Raw genomic sequence first — 18,888 nt, forward strand, 5'->3', positions numbered from 1 at the left:
ATATGGAAAATATAATTTAACAGTTCTATTGTATGATGCATTATTTAGCTAATTTTGTTAAAATGGACACGTTAAGAGAACAAGAAGGGAGGAAATAAGACATTGAACATCAAAAAAATTAGTCTTATCTTGTGCGTCTTATTCATTTCGGCTTCTATGTTTACGATACATAGTGCAAGTGTCAGTGCAGCTACCAACTCAAATATTACATTTGAAGATGTCACTAAAAATCACCCAGCCTATGAAGAAATTAATTATTTAGTAAGTTTGGGTGTTATCCAAGGCTATTTTGTGAATGGTAAAAGAGTTTTTGGCCCAAATAACAATGTAACGAGAGGACAAGCAGCCAAAATGGTTGTCGTTGCCTCCGGAAACAAACCATTAGTCGTAAATAAATCTAGCTTTTCAGATGTTACAGTAGGCACTGAAATGTCAGGTTATATAGAACGTGCTGTACAATTAGGTTTCTTTGACAAAAATATAAAAGGTGAATTCCTACCAAACAAAGCTCTATCTCGTGGAGAAATGAGTTATGTCTTAACAAAGGCATTTAATTTAGATACAAGTGAGTATGAGGGAATCGATTCACCATTTACAGATGTAGGGATCACACATGAATATGTGAAGTACATCAATACAATCTATTATAATGGTATTACTAACGGAACAGGTAAAACGTATTTACCTAACAGCACGGTGACACGTTCACAATTCTCATTATTTGTGGCACGTGCAAAAAGTGAGAAATATCGTTTAGAATTGCCTGTAAAAGGAGTAACTGTGCCTGATACATCTCAGGTTATTGGCTTAGTAAAAGTTACGACAGATGGTCTAAATATTCGTAAATCAACGGATAGCACTTCTACTACGAACATTGTAGGTAAAGTCAATACAGGCGGTAAATTATCAGTATATGCAGTTGAAGGTAATTGGTTAAAAGTATCTTATAAAGGTGCTTATGCTTATATTTTTAAACAATATGCTGAATTTTTAGATGCAGATGGCAATGCGTTAGGCGCAGTCGAAAAAGAAGTAACGACAAAAAATGCGGTTAACTTATATGTGAAGCCAACTTCTTCTGCAAAAGTAATTTCTACAATTAAAGCAAATGTTAAATTACCAGTTTATAAAACAGTAGGCGGCTATTATTTAACACAAGTGAATGGTTTACCAGGTTATGTGGTAGCCAATAGTACAACGGATACGGTTGAAGAAGAGAAGCCTAATCCTAATCCAGATCCAGGAACACCTCCTGTTACTTCAGGAGATGTACTAGGAAGAGTAACGGTTGCTAACTTAAATGTGCGCAGTCAAAGTAATTCAACGTCAGCAGTACTTTTCAAGCTGAATAAAGGAGAGTATGTCCAAGTTAATAGCATCAGCGGTTACTGGGCGGAAATCACTTACAATGGACAAACTGGTTATGTTCATAAATCTTATTTAAAACTATTAAATCAGTCAGCTAAACCTTTACAAAATCGCGTTATCATCCTTGACCCAGGTCACGGTGGTAAAGATCCAGGGACAGTAAAAGGTTCTGTTTCTGAAAAGAGCATTACATTAAAGGTCAGCACGCAAGTAAAGCAATTACTAGAGAATGCTGGTGCCAAAGTGTATATGACGCGTACTGGCGATACGTACCCATCATTACAAGATCGAGTAGATTTCACACAAGCAAACTACGGTGAGATTTTTGTTAGTGTCCATGTCAATTCTGCTGCCAATTCGTCAGCACAAGGTACTGAAACATATTATGCTATATCTACAGGAGATATGTATCAGGAAGACATAGATTTAGCCACATTTGTAAATAACCAAATTGTTAACAATTTAAATATGAAAAATCGTGGTGTTAAACAAGAACAATACTACGTAATTCGCAATATGGTCATTCCATCTATTCTAGTGGAGCTTGGTTTCTTAACAAATACTGAGGATCACAATAAAATGACAAATGATCAATACGTGAATCTATTTGCAGAATCTATTTATAATGGTATTTTGCAATACTATAAAAAACAATAAAAGTAGAAGAGACGATGCCAAAGTATTACTAGCTTTGGGGTCGTTTTTTCTCTTTACTTATAAATACCCAGATTCCGAAAAAACAAACAAGGCTACCTCCATTACTAGAGAGGTAGCCTTTTAGTTTTACTTGACAGTAGGGATGAATTTAATATAATCCTTACTAATATAAGCAGGTTCTGAGTGAGATCTATCTGAAATCACTTGATACCAACCATTAGCACCTGTATCTGTGACGATAACAGGCATATTACTTTTATTAAAGGTGAATAGTGGACTTTGTTGTGTGGATGCATCAGCACGAACATTTAGACCAGCTGTTGTTGTTAGTGCAATTTTATACGGGTTACTAGCATCTTTATAGCCTAATGCTTTTTCGGCACGATAGTAGTGTCCAGCAATTTTGGCACCCCAGAAAGGGTCAGAGGCGTATTTTACGTTAAATCCAATTGCTTTAGAGCCAACGACTGAACCATTTGTATACCGTCCTCCAGGCATAATGTAATTAGGCTGTAAGAACTTTTCAACAAGCTCATTAATGTTTGCGCCAACACTATCAAATTTTTTGTTTAATGGATTTGTATCATATACATATAAACCAAATAGGTTATTCAAATTTTGAGCATGATCACTCATCCCGTAGGCACTCTCATGTTGTGCAAGTGCTAAAATCAGCATGGCGTTAATATGGGCATTTGCTTCGACATCTTTTAACACGGTACCTAAGCCAATTAGTTTACTTTTTGTCGTAGCGTCTTTGTAAATAGAAGCACCTGAGCTCTCCACTTCAGCTAGTTTTTGCATAATATATTGATCGATTTCTTCAGCTGTATATTGTGTCGTAGCACGAGCAGGTAAAAATTGATAGTAATTATAGCCTTCTCCCTTTGAAGAGCCGTTACCATTCGTAAAAGTAATACCATCCCAGCTAAAGTATTTCTCACCTTGCTTCATAAAGCTAGGAGCCTTGCCGTAGACGTAACTAGATGAGTACTTATTGGCTTTATAATCATATAAGGTATGTTTAATTTCACCATTTTCATTTGTATAATAAGCGCGTCCCTTTACTAAAGCAGAAGGGATTAAGGTAACGTCTGCTTGTTTTAAAGAACCAACTTGTCCAGCTAAGCGTACCCTTACTTGAGTGGCATCACTACCCAGATACTCCATTTCTGTATTAGCAGCAACGGCAATTTGATCCTTTATCGTTTCGGAATTTAACGCGACATAATTATTTGTGACAATAATACCGGAAGACATTTTTATAATCTTATTATTTTGAGTAACCACTAAAGAACTGTTTGTCATCGCTTTTTCTGCAGCTTCAAAACTAGTATAAGATTGCTTGTCTACAAGATTACCATTTGAGATTTCTTTAACAATAAATGCATTGGCATTATTATTACCTGAATTATTGTCGTTATCAGAGTTCCCATTATTATTGGAATTACCATTATTACCGTTGTTGTTATCAGTATTCCCATTATTATTTTCAACAGTATCAGCAAGGAGAATTAAGCGAAGTATAAATGTTGATGCTTCAGCAATTGTAGCATTGTCCCTAGGTAAAAACATACCGTTAGAGCTTCCTTTAATAAGCCCTAATTGAGCACCTATGGCAATGTCCTGACGGAAATCTTTGAAAATGGTAGCATTATCTGTGAATGTAATAGAGGAAGTACCTTTTGGAATTTTTAAATAATCAACCGCTCTAATTAACATAACGGCCATGTGCTCTCTTGAAATACGTGCATCTGGCTTAAATGTGCCATCTGTGTAGCCAGTAATTATGCCAGCAGTAGCGGCAAGCTTGATTTCATTGGCAAATAAATATGTGTCAGAGACATCTGTAAACGTACTATTATCCTTTGTCTCTAAGTTTAAAGCCTTTGCTATGTATGTGGCGAATTCACCGCGTGTAACAGTATCATTCGGACGATAGCTGCCAGTAGCATCTTTCAGCAAGGCTCCTTTGGAAATCAAATAACGCATACCACTTTCATGCATATGTCCTGATAGCTCATCAGCATAGGCCTTTTGAGGTTGCGAAATGATTACGCTAACAAGCATCATGAGTAACATAAAAATTGATAGTTTTTTCATAGTTTTACCCTCCTAAACTGATATCATTTTAACAAAGTTACACAATCAAGTTAAGGGTCAAATGTTAGAAATACCATAAAATATACCAGAGTATTATAGGAGAAAAGTATCCTTTTGGCTCATGTAGAGAAAGTAAAAGAGGAATCTATGAGGGAGGTGAATCAATATTCACATGAGTTTCTTCTATTATATAGACGTTTGAGATAAACGATAAAAAAATGCCGTACATAAGAAACTATGTACGGCATTTATGATGGGAAATATTATAGCATTTCTGAAGTTGTTTTTGCTTGCATGTGAAGTTGTAGGTAGTCCGGGCCACCAGCTTTTGAGTCTGTACCTGACATGTTGAAACCACCGAATGGTTGGTAGCCAACAATCGCACCTGTACAGCCACGGTTGAAGTAAAGGTTTCCAACATGGAATTCTTCACGTGCTTTTTCTAAGTTTACGCGGTTTGTCGTAATGACAGCACCTGTTAAGCCGTATTCTGTATCGTTAGCAATTTCAATCGCTTGATCGAAATCTTTTGCTTTTGCGATCGCCACTACTGGTCCGAAGATTTCTTCTTTCATAATACGTGCAGAAGGCTCTACGTCAGCGAATACAGTTGGTTGTACGAAATAACCTACTGAATCGTCCGCTGTACCACCAGCTACTAGACGACCTTCGCCTTTACCGATTTCGATGTATTCCGTAATTTTATTGAATGCGGCTTGGTCAATAACCGTTGCCATGAAGTTGCTGAAATCTGTTGGATCTCCAACTGTTAAAGCATTTGTTAACTCTTCTACACGGTTCACCACTTGGTCATACACATCTTCTACGATGACAGCACGAGAACATGCTGAACATTTTTGACCAGAGAAACCAAATGCTGATTTCACGATCGATTGTGCAGCTAATTCAAGATCTGCTTCTTTATCGACAACGATTGTATCTTTACCGCCCATTTCAGCGATTACGCGTTTGATCCAAATTTGACCATCATTTAGGACAGAGGCACGTTGGTTAATACGTAAGCCAACATCACGTGATCCTGTGAAGCTGATGAAACGAGTTTTTGGATGATCAACTAAATAATCGCCCACTTCAGCACCAGAACCTGGTACAAAGTTAACAGCTCCTGCTGGAAGACCTGCTTCTTCTAATACTTCGATAAATTTATATGCCACTACTGGTGTTGTAGAAGCTGGTTTTAGTAATACTGTATTACCTGTTACTAAAGCAGCTACTGTTGTACCAGCCATGATCGCAAATGGGAAGTTCCAAGGTGAGATGACGATACCAATTCCTAGTGGAATATAGTCATAACGGTTGTATTCACCTGGACGGCTTTCTACTGGTTGACCGTTTTTAATACGTAGCATTTGGCGACCATAGTATTCTAAGAAATCGATTGCTTCTGCTGTGTCTGCATCAGCCTCTGCCCATGGTTTCCCTGCTTCTTTTGTTAATAATGCTGAGAATTCGTGTTTACGACGACGAATAATAGCGGCTGCTTTGAAAAGAACATCAGCACGAATAGCTGGATCAACTTTTTTCCAAGTTTTGAATGTTTCATCTGCTGCTTGCATCGCTTTTTCAGCTAAATCTTTGCTCGCTTTTGACACACGGCCAATAACTTCTGTTTTCTTTGCAGGGTTATACGAAACGATTTTATCTTCAGTTGTAATACGCTCACCACCGATAATAAGTGGGTAGTCTTGACCTAAATAACCTTCAACTTTTTTTATAGCTTCTACATAAGCATTGTAGTTTGCCTCTTGTGAAAAATCTGTGAATGGTTCGTGTTTGTATGGAATCATATCTGTTTCCTCCCCTGGATAAAGGGTGCCAAATGATTATGCACCTTTAAAGATTTTGTTAATTATATAATGCAATATAATTTGGCATTAATCAACTCAAATTTTAAAACTTTTTTAATTTTTGCATCTGTTTTTCGTATTGGTGTTAGAATAAGCTTAATGGAATACAGGAGGACAAGATGGATAATAATGTACTACTAAGTATTTATAAATACGTCATCGAAAAAGGTGATATGGGAATTTGCGTTGTCGATACTGAAGGCAAGTTGCTCATATACAATAAAAAAATGCGAGAACTGGAGGGCGTAAATGAGGACGAATATGAGGAGAGGCGAGCGATAGAAATCATTGATTTCGAAATCGAAAAGAGCGATATCTTTAAAGTCCTAAGTTCTGAAACGCCAGTTCTACACGTCAAAAAAACGTATTGGAATAAAAAAAATCAAGAAGTGACCTACATAAGCAATATTTATCCGTTGCACTATGAGGGTGTGTTAATAGGGGCTGTGGAATTCGCGCGAGATATTACGCAGCTTGAATATATGATGTATCAGCCATTAAGGAGATATGGTGCACCGCTAACATTTGATATTATTACGGCTGTTTCCGCAGTCATGAAGGATGTCATCGAAAAGGCAAAAATTGTTGCATTGAGCAGAATGCCTGTTGTGTTAATTGGGGAATCAGGCACCGGTATCGATATGGTTGCTGAGGGTATTCATCATGATCTAAAGGTGCAAAATGATATGTTTATCGCTCTAATTTGCCGCCGAGATGAGCAAACAGTGTTGAATCAATTTGAAAAATACATTGTTGAAAAAGAGAGAATTACTTTTTTTGCTGAACGCATCGAATATTTATCACTCGAAGCCCAAGAAAAGATTGTCGAGCTTTTCAACAATCATCCAAATCATCAGCATGTTTTAATTGCTAGTGTTGGCAAAGACCCTATAGATTTAATTCAAAAGCAGGAGCTGTCTAAAAAACTTTACCGCTTATTTTCTGGAATCACGATTTATGTACCACCTTTACGTGAAAGAAAAGAAGATATGATGCCATTTATTGATGATTACTTTAAAAGACATCGGGAGAGCTTTGGCTCAACAATCCAAGGTCTTTCGGAAGAAGTGCAAGAGACGTTTTTGAAATATGATTGGCCAGGAAATTTAAAGGAATTAGAAGTACTACTGGATGAGATCACCTCGCTAATTACCAACGAAACTATCGTTGAATCCCATATGCTACCAGTTCATTTTAAATGGAAAATCCAAAGCACCTGTGAGGAAGCTGAAAATGAAGTATCAACAAGTGATTTGTTTGTCATTAAAAATCAACAAGATATTCGACCATTAGATGTCTACATGAAAGAGGTGGAGGAATATTATATTTCGAAGGCTCTAGATTTTCACCAAGGTAATATTTCTAAAACCGCAGCTGCATTAGGAATACGTCGACAAAGTTTACAATATCGCGTAAAAAACTATAGGCTCAATAAAAAAAGCGAAAACATTGATTAACAATGTTTTCGCTTTTTTGGATAGCTTGGGTAAAGTGACAGATACAATACCAAAACTGATGGAGAGCACTATCAAATTACTGGGTATTCACTAGCCTCAACTATTATTTTCCTTTTTTTGAAAGGCGACCAAGGGCGAATGCTGCTGCGCCTAAGCCAATTGCTAGGTTTGTTTTTTTGTTAAACACTTGCTTTGTCACAAGTGCTACATTTTGTGGGCGTTCTGCTAAACGGCGCATAAAGTAACCGTACCAGTCGTTACCAAATGGTAGGTATGTGCAGAAATTATAGCCTTCACGTGCAAGATCTAACTGCATTTCTTTACGGAAACCATATAGCATTTGGAATTCAAATTTTTCGTTTGGAACGTTATGTTGTTTTACGAATTGCTTCACATGATTAATCACATTATGATCATGTGTAGCGATAGAAGTAAATTTACCATGTAGTAAATGATGTTCAATGAGCTTCAGATAGTTACGGTCGATATCACCTTTTGATTGGTAGGCTACACTTTCTGGTTCTTTGTAGGCACCTTTTACAATACGTAAACGGAAGTTTTTGTACTTTTCAATATTTTCTTCTGACTCGAAGAAGTAAGCTTGAATAACTGTCCCCACATTATCAAATTCTTTGTGTAATTCCTCTAGTAATTCAAAAGAGCTGTGTAAACGCTCGTAATTTTCCATATCGAAGTTCACGAAAATATTGTATTGATGGGCAAGCTCTACGATTTCTTTTAAGTTTTCATAGCAAAATGCGTAATCAATGTCTAAACCTAATTGGGAAGGTTTAAGTGAAATATGAGCATCTAGTTGCTCATCGTGAATAGCTTGAACAACAGCTAAAATATTATTTTTTGCAGCAGTCGCCTCTGATTTCTCATAAACGAACTCTCCCAGATTGTCGACTGTACAAGAAATATTAGCTTTGTTTAATTCTCTAATAGATTGCACAACTTCTGGTAAGCTAGTGCCTGCCACAACACTTTGAGCACCCATCTTTAGACCATATTTTTGTGCAGCGCTATTTAATATTTTGTTCTCTGATAAGTAAATGAAAAAATCACGTAGTACCATTTATATGCCTCCAAAATTGAAAATTTTAAATTCTTGGCGATTATAACACTTTTTTCGAAAAGGAAAATGGTATGATTTTTAGAAAAAAATTTTTTGCGCGGAAGACTGAGGGGGGAAACTATTGGCACGATTGACTTTTCAAATTTTGAAATAGTCATAAAAAATATTTTTTCAAAAAAAAGGACTTTTCAAAATAGTAGTTTTGTTTTATGTTAAAATTTTTGTCTTAAAACAGAAGTAAAAGGAGTTTTTTAATATAATTTTAGCAAGTTATTGGATGATGGAGTGTATGTTTAGAGCAATCTAAAAGAGAAAAGAAACAAGTGGAATGCCTCCTTTGAAAATATATTGAAATAACTTTATAGAGTGAGTATTTGTAGTTTTTTGGTAATTAGTTATAAAATATACACTTTTTTAGTGTGATCATAAATCTATCATTTATAGTAAATATTTAGAAGGTGTATTATAATACAATGGAGTATAAACATGAATAAAATATTTACTTGTTATGGAAATTTAGTTACTTTTGATTAAGAATAGTGTGTCTATTAATGATGCTAAGGAATTAGGGCGACTATAAACTAAGATAAGGTGGAAAGTATGGCAAGGGGTAGAAAATTTAATTCGAATGGGGAACGAAGCAAACAACTATTACTTGAAAAAGCGATAGAGCTATTTTCAGATAAAGGATATCACCATACAAAAATTAGTGATATTGTGAAGGCTGCTAATGTAACACAGCCTACATTTTATTTATACTTTAAAAGCAAGGATGCGCTTTATAATGATTTGAATATACAATTTCAGAATGGTTTTTTTGAAGTGATGAATAGTAAATCCTCTGATAGTGTGGTGAATGGATTAGAAGCATTTATTTCGATTTTAGAACAAAAACTGTCAAATTTATTTTTCTATATAATCGAAAATCCAAAGCTATCAAAAATTGGCTTTATAGAATCTAAGCAGGCTTTTTTAGTAAAATCTCAGTTAACGCAACAATTGATCCATCTTATTTATCTTCATGATTGTGACAAGGACCTACAACGTTATCGTGTGGATATTAAAATTTTAATAGATTCTTTAGTTGGATCGATGGAGAGACTGATATTAACCAATCTACTAGAGCAAAAAAGATTGCCTGCCGAACTAGCGAACGATATTGTACAATTATATTTTTGGAAAACCGAAGAAATAAAACAAAAATCATCTCATCAATCGTAATGTAGATCGATGAGATGATTTTTCTTAATTTTCAAACTTAATATGCTGATAATAACCTTTTTGTACTTTGCTTTGCTTATTCGGATGAATGAGTAGCATATATTCCTGATTGATCGATAAAGGACTTGTTGGGGTAACAATTAATGTTTGCCCTTCGATTTTAGTAGTTGCTACTACTTCGTCTGATCCTAAAGCAATAAGCTGAGTATGCCCCTTATCAACTTGTGAAATAAGTGTTGATGGTAGTTTCACCGTTAATTTTTCTGTTTGAATGGCAGCTTTCCCATTTAAAAGCTTTTTATATTTAGGATATTGCTCCTTAATGGCATCAAAATGTGCCTGGAAAATAGGAGCTGATGTTGTTTGAATATTAGGCTTGACACCTACTTCATGAATAGTCTGCTGCGCAGGTCCTGTAAATTTGCCTACAGTTAATTTTAAGTAACTTCCATCATGGAGCATATAAAACCCTTGCATAGCACCTTTTCCGTAAGTTGTTTCACCGTATAAAATAGCGGACTTCTGATCTTTTAGTGATGCAGAAAGCATTTCAGAGGCACTAGCGCTATAACGATTGACTAAAATACGTGTATTAACTGGAAATTTAGTATTTTGCTTAACAGCTGGTATTGAATAAGAGGCATGTGCTTCCTCTAATAGATAAGCAATTTTTGCTGATGGAAATAGCCCTGTAAGTTCTTCCGCTGTTGTAACATAACCGCCACCATTATTTTGTAAATCTAAGATAAACGATTTGGCACCGCGCTTTTTTAAGTCAATCAGCGCTTTTTTGACAAGCTGAGCACCATCTTCTGAAAATGAAGCAAGTGAAATATAGCCAACATGTCCAAACAATAATTCAGATTGTACATTTGGTAATGTGAATTTTTTTCGTGTAATGGTTTTCGTAGTCGTCGTTTCATTCTTACGTTTAAGTGTCACTTTCACCTGACTACCTTCATGCCCCGTTAAGAGAGAAGAGGTTTCCTGTGTGGAACGGCCAATAATAGATTCATCATTTACAGCAATGATGATATCTCCAGCCTGTAAACCTGCATCAAATGCTCCACTGCCTTCAATTACTTGTAAAATATGAATACCATCCTCGTGTTCTTCAATAACAACACCTATGCCGATGGTCGATAGATTGATGCTATTCATATAATCCTCGAATTCTTGTTTTGTAAAATAGGTGGAGTAAGGATCTAGCATATCAATAATTTCTGCGATGGATGTGGCCTTTTCTAAGTTTCCATTGATCGTCCCTACATACGTATTCTGAATTATTTCCTTTATTTCTCTTACTAACGATTGATCCTGACTAGATGCCTGAGAAGACGTTACCGGTAGGAGAAAGAAGCCTAGTATAAATACGAATGACCATATTAATTTTTTCATTGGACACCTCTTTTCTAGCACTCAAAGTAGGAATGCATAGTCCTTCTAGATAGTGGATGGATACATTTTACAGTTGAGTATCTAGTTTTTATTATACATGAACGATAGAAATAGTGGATGAATTTAATAATAGAAAAAGAATCTGCTAGCCTTGTATAGCAAGCAGATTCTCGTTGAAGATGTCATGTCCATTAGGCTGAGGCTTGGTTATTCTTAAGCTTGTGAATAATAAAACCGATGAATGCGCCGACAATGGCAGGTACAAGCCAACCTAAGTTTTGGTCATACAATGGCAATGCTTGAAGAATATTTTCATAGGAAGTGATTTCAACCTTCATTTGTTTTAAGCCATCATATAGGCTGACAAGGAAAGTAGGGATTAACGCTAAAATGTAAACAATTTGTCCACCTTTAAAGAAATGATCCGCTAATGATAGTACCATCAATACCATTGCTATTGGATAGATGATTAACAGCACAGGCAGAGAGGCATTAATAATTGTTGAAAGTCCCACATTCGTAATAGCAGTACTAAAAATAGTAAATACGATTAAGAATGTTTTGTAGGATATTTTTGGGAATAACTTATGGAAAAATTGTGCATTGGCAGTTAGTAAACCAACAGCTGTTGAAATACAAGCTAGTAAAATAGTCGCAGACAAAATAATACTTCCTAGACTTCCAAAAAGTACTTCAGCTGATTTTGCAATAATATCTCCACCATTAGCAGAAGTACCAATGGCAGTAATACTTGTATTACCGATATGACCAAGTGAGATATAGACAAAAGATAAACCAATGGCTGCAACAACACCAGCAAATATAGTTGTATTCACTTGCTTTTTTTTATCCTTCATTCCCATATCGCGTAATGCTTGTAAAATAACGATACCGAAAACAAGTGCGCTCAGAACATCCATTGTTAAGTAACCTTGTACAAATCCTTCAGCAAATGGGGAGCTAATATAGTTTCCTGCTGCTTCCCCTGGCTCCCCCATTGGAGAAATAAAGCTTTTGACTGCTAGCAATAAAATGACAAGAAGCAGGGCAGGGGTTAATATTTTTCCTACACGATCGACAAGCTTCGAAGGGTTAATGGATAAATAAAGAATTAAGGTAAAAAACAAAATAGATGTAATGAAAAGCGGTGCCCAATGGTCCTTCATAACTTCTGGAAGGAAAGGGGCAATGCCAATTTCATAGGACACTGATCCAGTTCGTGGTACGGCAAAGAATGGTCCAATTGCTAGATAGACAATAGAGGTAAAGAGTATACCAAAAGCGGGACTAACACGATTGGCGAGCAGTTGTAAATCGCCTCCTGCTTTGGCGACAGCTACGATAGCTAATAGTGGTAAACCGACACCTGTTATAAGGAAACCAATCATAGCTACTGTGATATTTTCACCTGCCTGCTGACCTAATAACGGTGGAAAAATAATATTCCCAGCACCCAAGAATAAGGCAAATAGTAGTAATCCTACTGCTAAATTTCCTTTGATGAAATGCATGATGTTTTTCATAAGTATAAAAACTCCTTTAAGATTGAAAAGCTAAAACTTTCTAAAAATTTTAAATACAGATGTGTATGTTATCATAGGAACCAAAATCTTGCAATGAATATATTATTGTAATATAGTCGGATTTCGTCGTTTTCTATAAGTTTGATAAAATGTTTGAAAAATAGTCAGTATTTCCGATTTTTCATACTATAATTATCTAGTATGATAGACACACAAGGAAATATTCTAGCACGAACGGAGGCACTTTGGTATGCAAAAAACAAAAAAATGGAGAATTCTTGTTTTAAGCACTTTAGCCACTTCATTTTTAACTCTACAAACTGCAGAGGCTGCAACATATACTGTACAAAAAGGCGATACATTATCTAAAATCGCCCAAAATCATCAAGTAACGATTGCTGATATTATGAAATGGAATAATCTATCGAAAGATACGATTTATGTAGCTCAACAGCTTGACATTCAAAAGCAATCAACGAGTGATAGTAAAAAGCCTTCAATCCCATCAACATCCTCAAAGCCAACAACTACTTCTCATACGGTAGCGAAAGGTGACACATTATCGAAAATTGCTAAGCAATATAATGTGACAATTAAGGATATTATGAATTGGAATAAGCTTGAGAAAGACACAATTTACATTGGACAAGTGTTAAAAATGTCTCCAGGCGCAGTCATTCCCGAGGGCGATTCGATACATAATAATGGGACATCAGATGCGGGTACACCATCAAAGGTAACATCAAATGATCCTACAACTAATGGACAAGCTATTTATAAGAAAACAGTAGAAGTAGCCCATACATTGGTAGGTACACCATATTTATATGGAGGAAATACTCCGGTTGGCCTTGACTGCAGTGGCTTTATTTTCTATGCCTTTAATCAGGGCGGTTTAAAAATAGGCAGAGCAAGTAGTGAAGGGTATTTTAATGGCAATACAACATCTGTACAAAATCCAGTGCCTGGCGATCTAGTATTCTTTGAGAACACGTATAAAGAAGGCATTTCTCATATGGGAATTTATCTTGGTGATAATAAATTTGTCCATGCGGGTACTGATGGCGTTGAAATATCAGATGTTACGTATCCATACTGGTCTTCTAAACTAGTAGCCTATAAACGGTTTGATAGTGTGAAATAAAAACAAGCGATTTCTGCTAAGGCGGAAATCGCTTGTTTAGTGAATAATTGAAAAGCCCCTCTTTTTAGAGAGAGGGGCTTTTTGTTATTGTGTTACACGTGCTGTCCAACGAGAAAGATCAGCATCTTCTGCGTCAACAAGATTTGCTGGGAAGATAAATGTCCACGGCTTTGTTGAGTTCGGTTGAACAGTTAAAATTGGATCCATTTTAAAAGAACCCTTTGCAATTTGCTTACCTGTTGAATCAATAATTTCTAAAGGTAATTGCTCTAGATTGATCGCTTTATTGTGACCATTGCGGATAAAGATGGATACGTTTAGATTACCGTTGTCAGCTAGTTTTGCCTGTAAGCCTGTAAAGTTTACCTCAGTCTCACCTAGCTCTGGTAATGTTTTAACGATTTTCTCAAGCTCTTCTTTTTGAGCTGCTGGTAATTGCTTTTCCCATGATGGGTCAAGCTCTAATTGGTGACCACGAAGAGATACAAGGTTAAAGGCAATTTTCCAGCCATCTTCAGGAACTTCGTCTACTTTAATGGTAGATTTTTCGAATTCAAATACCCATGGACGAGCACTTTCTGCTGGAATTGTTCCTAATGCTTTAAAATCGAATTTTTTAGATGCTATAAGCTCTTCATCTTTATCTAAAATGAAAAGTTCAATTTCACCTAGCTCAATTGCTTGTGGTAAGGAAGAGCGGAAAAATGCACGAACGAGCCATTTGCCAGCACGAGCCTCTTCAATACTAATAGAAGATAGTGATAATTGATTCGGTTTCAATGGTTCTAGCTCATTAGCAAGGAAGTTAAAGATATATTTTTGCTCCTGTGGCACATCCCATTCTGGATGAAAGGACAGTTTTGTTACAACATCACGGTTATCACCTTTCTTTGCTGTAGCATTTCCTAGCAGGTCTTTAGAGTCAATCGTATTTTCTTGACCTACCTTGTCCGATTTTTTAAAAAATGAAAATAAACCCATTATTGTTCCTCCTGTTGTGCCTCAACTGTTTTCATGAAGCCTGTAATTTCTATTATAATAGAACGACGTAGTTCTTGGAAATTTTTACCGAATAACTCAAGTCCTTCTCGTTGGTAAATTCGCATTGGGTCTTCTTGCTGATAATGACGTAAGCCGATCCCTTCTTTTAAATGGGTCATTGCCTCTAAATGTCTTACCCAGCCACTATCGATATAGCTAAGCATAATTTGTGGCAGAACCTCTATGACTCTTTCATTTTCCGCAAATTTCTCCATATGATCGAGTAGCTCTTGTTCAGAAGGCTGAATATCAGCTAAAATTTGTTTTACTTTACCTACCTCGCGATCGATTGTAACAGGTGTGATAAATAGGGAGTTAAGCGCATGCTCCATTCGATCATAATCCCATTCCATTGTGGATACATCCTCCGGTGCAGCGTCTAGCACAGCGAAATCAATTGTTTCATGGAGCATTTTTTTCAGCTCGCCCATTAAGTCTCCACCAGCTAAAATTTTGTCTCGTAGTCCGTAAAGTACAGTACGTTGATCATTAATAACATCGTCTAACTTTAGGTTATACTCACGCATGCCATATTGAGATCCTTCGACTATGCGCTGTGTACGGTCTATTAGCTCTTGAACCTCTTTATTTTGAATAATGCCTTGTTCATCAACGACCATTTTGGCAGAGAATTTTTCAACTTCTTCTTTTGCGTAGCGTCGGAACATATCATCTTCAATAGAGAGAATGAAGCAGCTTTCGCCTATGTCACCTTGACGACCAGAACGGCCACGAAGCTGATTATCTACACGGCGACTTTCATGCTTTTCGGTACCAATGACATATAAACCACCAAGTTCGTGAACATCGTCGCCTAGCACGATATCCGTACCTCGGCCAGCCATATTTGTCGCTACAGTAATACGACCTTTTTGACCTGCCTGTGAAATAAGCTCAACCTCTTGCTCAACGGTTTTGGCATTCAGTAATTGGAATGATAATTTTTCTTTTTTCAGGTAGTCTGCCACTGTTTCAGACTGTAAGATGGATGTTGTACCAATTAAAATAGGCTGACCTTTATCGTGGCGCTTTTTAGTTTCAGCTGCCACATACTTATATTTTGCCTCTTGTGTGCTAAAAATAATATCAGGCTGATCGACACGTTGACGTGGACGATTTGTTGGAATTTGTATAACTTCCATGCCATATACTTCTCGAATTTCTTTTTCCTGTGTTTTCGCTGTACCCGTCATCCCAGAAAGCTTCGGATACATACGGAAATAGTTCTGAATTGTAATCTGTGCTTGTGATTTATTTTCATCCGTAATCGTGACGCCTTCTTTGGCTTCAATTGCTTGATGTAAACCGTCAGAAAGTGAACGACCTTCTAAAATACGGCCAGTAAACATATCGACAAGCTCGATTTTATCATCTTTGACAATGTAATCTACATCACGTTTAAACATGACATGAGCTCGTACCGCTTGGATGACATAATGGAAAAGTGTTTGATGTTCTAAATCATACAGATTTTCAACATTGAAAGCAGCCTCAATCTTTTCAATACCTTTATCTGTTAGGGAAGTAGCTTTTGTTTCATCATCGAAATCATAATCTTCATCTTTTTTGAAACGTTTAGCTAACATAGCAGCGATGCGATGTAATTCATCATTTGAAGGCATTTTACCAGCGATAATTAGTGGTGTTTTAGCTTCATCGATTAATACACTATCCACTTCATCAATAATGGCGAAATGATAGGGACGCTGTACTTTATCTGCTAAGCTATAGGACATATTATCTCGTAAATAGTCGAAACCAAATTCAGTACCAACACCATATGTAATATCTGCATTATAGGCTTCTTTTTTCTCAGCAGCTTCCATCATCGGAATATTTAAACCAACAGTTAGGCCAAGGAAACGATGGATTTGACCAACAAGCTCAAAGTCACGTTTTGCAAGGTAATCATTGACAGTAATGACATGCACGCCTTTACCTTCTAATGCACGTACATAAGAGGGAAGAGATGCAACTAATGTTTTACCTTCACCTGTAGGCATTTCAGCAATATTACCTTCTGTTAACACTAGACCACCGATAAGCTGCACATCAAAATGACGCATTCCTAATACACGCTTTGAGGCTTCGCGTACAACAGCAAATGCGTCTGGGATGATCGATGTAATAGGCTCACCTTGTTCTAATTGATTTTTGAAAATAAAAGTCATTTCTCGTAATTCAGCATCTGACTTATCAACATACTTTTCTTCAAGATTATTAATTTGATCTACTATTTTGTAGTAGCGTTTTAATTGACGAGCACTCGTTTGCTCTTTGTTACTTTTGAAAATTGAGAACATGAAATATACGCTCCTTTAATGTTGTCTAAATGCTAGACACACCATTATTCTATCAAATTTTACTTATGGTGACTACAATTGACTATATAGGAATCTATTAATGCTAAAATGTACAAAATATTTGTGAAATCGTGGAAAATGTTTAGAAAAAGTATATTTCAATGCTTGTTCGTGCTATAATCAATTTGGATTTCAATGTAGATTATTTTTTTGAGGAGGAGAGACATGATTTACGTGTCTTTAATAGCAGCATTCGTTGCATCCATTTTGTTAACTCCATTAGTGAAACGTTTAGCGTTTAGAATAGGTGCAGTGGATGCACCAAACTATCGAAAAGTACATGCACGAATTATGCCAAGACTTGGTGGTTTGGCTATTTTCCTTGCATTTATAATTGGTGTAACGATTTTATATTCGTATTTAATTCATACTAAAAATGGCAATAGCGATTATTTAATAGCGATTATTATTGGGGCTTGTATTATAGTTGCAACAGGCGTTGTTGATGATATGCGTGAGATTTCTGCTAAAGCAAAAATGGTCGGTCAGCTAGGAGCTGCACTCATTATTGTTTTTGTAGGTGGCATTCAAATCGATATGGTAAACTTACCGTTTTTAGGAACATTAGATTTTGGTTTATTAAGTATTCCATTAACAATCATTTGGATTGTCGGGATAACTAATGCAGTAAACTTAATTGATGGCTTAGATGGTCTAGCGGCGGGTGTTTCCACGATAGCGCTGATTACATTAGCAGTCATGGCATTTATTATGAGTAATATGTTTGTTTTAGCGATAGCAGCCATTTTAGCTGTAGCTTCACTAGGCTTTTTATTTTATAACTTCCACCCAGCCAAAATCTTTATGGGTGATACAGGAGCACTATTCCTTGGATTTATGATTTCTGTGCTAGCGCTACTTGGTTTTAAAAATGTTACGTTCGTTTCTTTAATCATCCCAATTATTATTCTTGGTGTACCGATTTCTGATACTTTCTTTGCAATTGTTCGTCGTGTCCGTATGAAGAAGAAATGGTCTGATCCAGATAAATCCCACTTACACCATCGATTACTGGATATGGGCTTCACACATCGTCAAACGGTACTTCTTATTTATGGAATTGCCGTGATGTTTGGGCTAGCGGCTATAATTTTCTCAATGGCAAAAGTATGGGGAGCAATTTTACTTGTCGCAGTCATCCTAACAGCCATTGAAATATTTGTAGAAATTATCGGGCTTGCCGGTAAAAACTACAAACCATTGTTGAATTTTGTACGAAGCTTTAGTAAATAGAGCTTTGTTACATACTAAAGACTAAAGACACACTCAAAAAAGTTGAGTTTGTCTTTAGTCTTTTTTTGATTTTCACTACGGCGGATTTAGGTCGAACTGCACTCATTTCATTCAACCTAGAATTTCGACTTTGAGCATGGCAGGAAGCTATGAGACGGTGGTTGAAGTTGATAGTTGATAAGGGAGTCATATAAATGAGACGAGGGAACTAAATCGTTGATTAGTAATGCATATGCTTATTATGGAGGTAAGCTGGTTGTTATCACTAACTGAGAGTTGTTTAAAGTAGCGCATTAAAGGGAAAAGAAGCTGCAACAATAAATCTGCTTGTATGGTCATTATGGTGTATGGAAAAGAGAAGAAGAGCTATACTAAAAATGGCCGTGGCTAGAAGTAAAAAAAGACCATAGACAAAATTTTGATATGCTCCCTAT

12 protein-coding genes are annotated in these 18,888 nt (G+C 36.3%); 5 read left to right on the top strand and 7 right to left on the bottom strand.

The features are described 5' to 3' along the window. Positions 1-102: 102 nt before the first annotated feature. Complete coding sequence (locus PI85_RS15430) at positions 103-2,025, top strand: N-acetylmuramoyl-L-alanine amidase (RefSeq protein ID WP_036123125.1); 1,923 nt, start codon at positions 103-105, stop codon at positions 2,023-2,025. A 126-nt stretch (positions 2,026-2,151) separates the two neighbouring features. Here PI85_RS15430 and PI85_RS15435 read toward each other — a convergent pair whose 3' ends face one another. Beyond that, positions 2,152-4,128 (bottom strand): S-layer homology domain-containing protein, encoded by a 1,977-nt coding sequence (locus tag PI85_RS15435; protein ID WP_036123127.1) that lies wholly within the window; start codon positions 4,126-4,128, stop codon positions 2,152-2,154. A gap of 263 nt (positions 4,129-4,391) precedes the next feature. Next, positions 4,392-5,936 carry an L-glutamate gamma-semialdehyde dehydrogenase gene (gene pruA, locus PI85_RS15440; protein ID WP_036123130.1) on the bottom strand — a complete coding sequence of 515 codons (1,545 nt, stop codon included), beginning with the start codon at positions 5,934-5,936 and terminating at the stop codon, positions 4,392-4,394. A 179-nt stretch (positions 5,937-6,115) separates the two neighbouring features. On the opposite strand from pruA, the gene PI85_RS15445 reads away from it, so the two are divergent. Further along, positions 6,116-7,453, top strand: a complete 1,338-nt coding sequence (locus PI85_RS15445) for a helix-turn-helix domain-containing protein (protein ID WP_036123133.1) — start codon at positions 6,116-6,118, stop codon at positions 7,451-7,453. Positions 7,454-7,556: 103 nt separating this feature from the next. Here PI85_RS15445 and PI85_RS15450 read toward each other — a convergent pair whose 3' ends face one another. Then, positions 7,557-8,531: a proline dehydrogenase family protein gene (locus tag PI85_RS15450; protein ID WP_036123135.1), complete on the bottom strand. Its 975-nt coding sequence runs from the start codon at positions 8,529-8,531 to the stop codon at positions 7,557-7,559. Between the two features lie 600 nt (positions 8,532-9,131). Here PI85_RS15450 and PI85_RS15455 point away from each other — a divergent pair. Continuing rightward, positions 9,132-9,752 (top strand): TetR/AcrR family transcriptional regulator, encoded by a 621-nt coding sequence (locus tag PI85_RS15455; RefSeq protein ID WP_036123138.1) that lies wholly within the window; start codon positions 9,132-9,134, stop codon positions 9,750-9,752. Positions 9,753-9,776: 24 nt separating this feature from the next. Here PI85_RS15455 and PI85_RS15460 read toward each other — a convergent pair whose 3' ends face one another. Next, a complete protein-coding gene (locus tag PI85_RS15460) occupies positions 9,777-11,150 on the bottom strand; it encodes a S41 family peptidase (protein ID WP_036123141.1) in 1,374 nt (457 codons plus the stop codon). 191 nt (positions 11,151-11,341) lie between these two features. Next, positions 11,342-12,673 (bottom strand): branched-chain amino acid transport system II carrier protein, encoded by a 1,332-nt coding sequence (gene brnQ / locus PI85_RS15465; RefSeq protein WP_036123143.1) that lies wholly within the window; start codon positions 12,671-12,673, stop codon positions 11,342-11,344. 250 nt (positions 12,674-12,923) lie between these two features. On the opposite strand from brnQ, the gene PI85_RS15470 reads away from it, so the two are divergent. Then, positions 12,924-13,817, top strand: coding sequence for a LysM peptidoglycan-binding domain-containing protein (locus tag PI85_RS15470; protein ID WP_036123145.1), 894 nt, complete (start codon positions 12,924-12,926; stop codon positions 13,815-13,817). An 84-nt stretch (positions 13,818-13,901) separates the two neighbouring features. Here the strand turns inward: PI85_RS15470 and PI85_RS15475 are convergent, their stop codons facing one another. Together PI85_RS15475 and secA2 are read right to left on the bottom strand one after the other, a co-directional pair. Next, entirely contained in the window at positions 13,902-14,798 is an 897-nt protein-coding gene (locus PI85_RS15475; protein WP_036123147.1) for an accessory Sec system S-layer assembly protein, read from the bottom strand. After that, positions 14,798-17,161 carry an accessory Sec system translocase SecA2 gene (gene secA2 / locus PI85_RS15480; protein WP_036123150.1) on the bottom strand — a complete coding sequence of 788 codons (2,364 nt, stop codon included), beginning with the start codon at positions 17,159-17,161 and terminating at the stop codon, positions 14,798-14,800. The genes PI85_RS15475 and secA2 overlap by 1 nt, the downstream gene beginning before the upstream one ends. Positions 17,162-17,386: 225 nt before the next feature. On the opposite strand from secA2, the gene PI85_RS15485 reads away from it, so the two are divergent. After that, positions 17,387-18,454, top strand: coding sequence for a glycosyltransferase family 4 protein (locus tag PI85_RS15485; RefSeq protein ID WP_008178880.1), 1,068 nt, complete (start codon positions 17,387-17,389; stop codon positions 18,452-18,454). Positions 18,455-18,888 lie beyond the last annotated feature (434 nt).

The sequence above is a fragment of the Lysinibacillus sp. A1 genome, assembly GCF_000801965.1.
Classification (GTDB): Bacteria; Bacillota; Bacilli; order Bacillales_A; family Planococcaceae; genus Lysinibacillus; species Lysinibacillus fusiformis.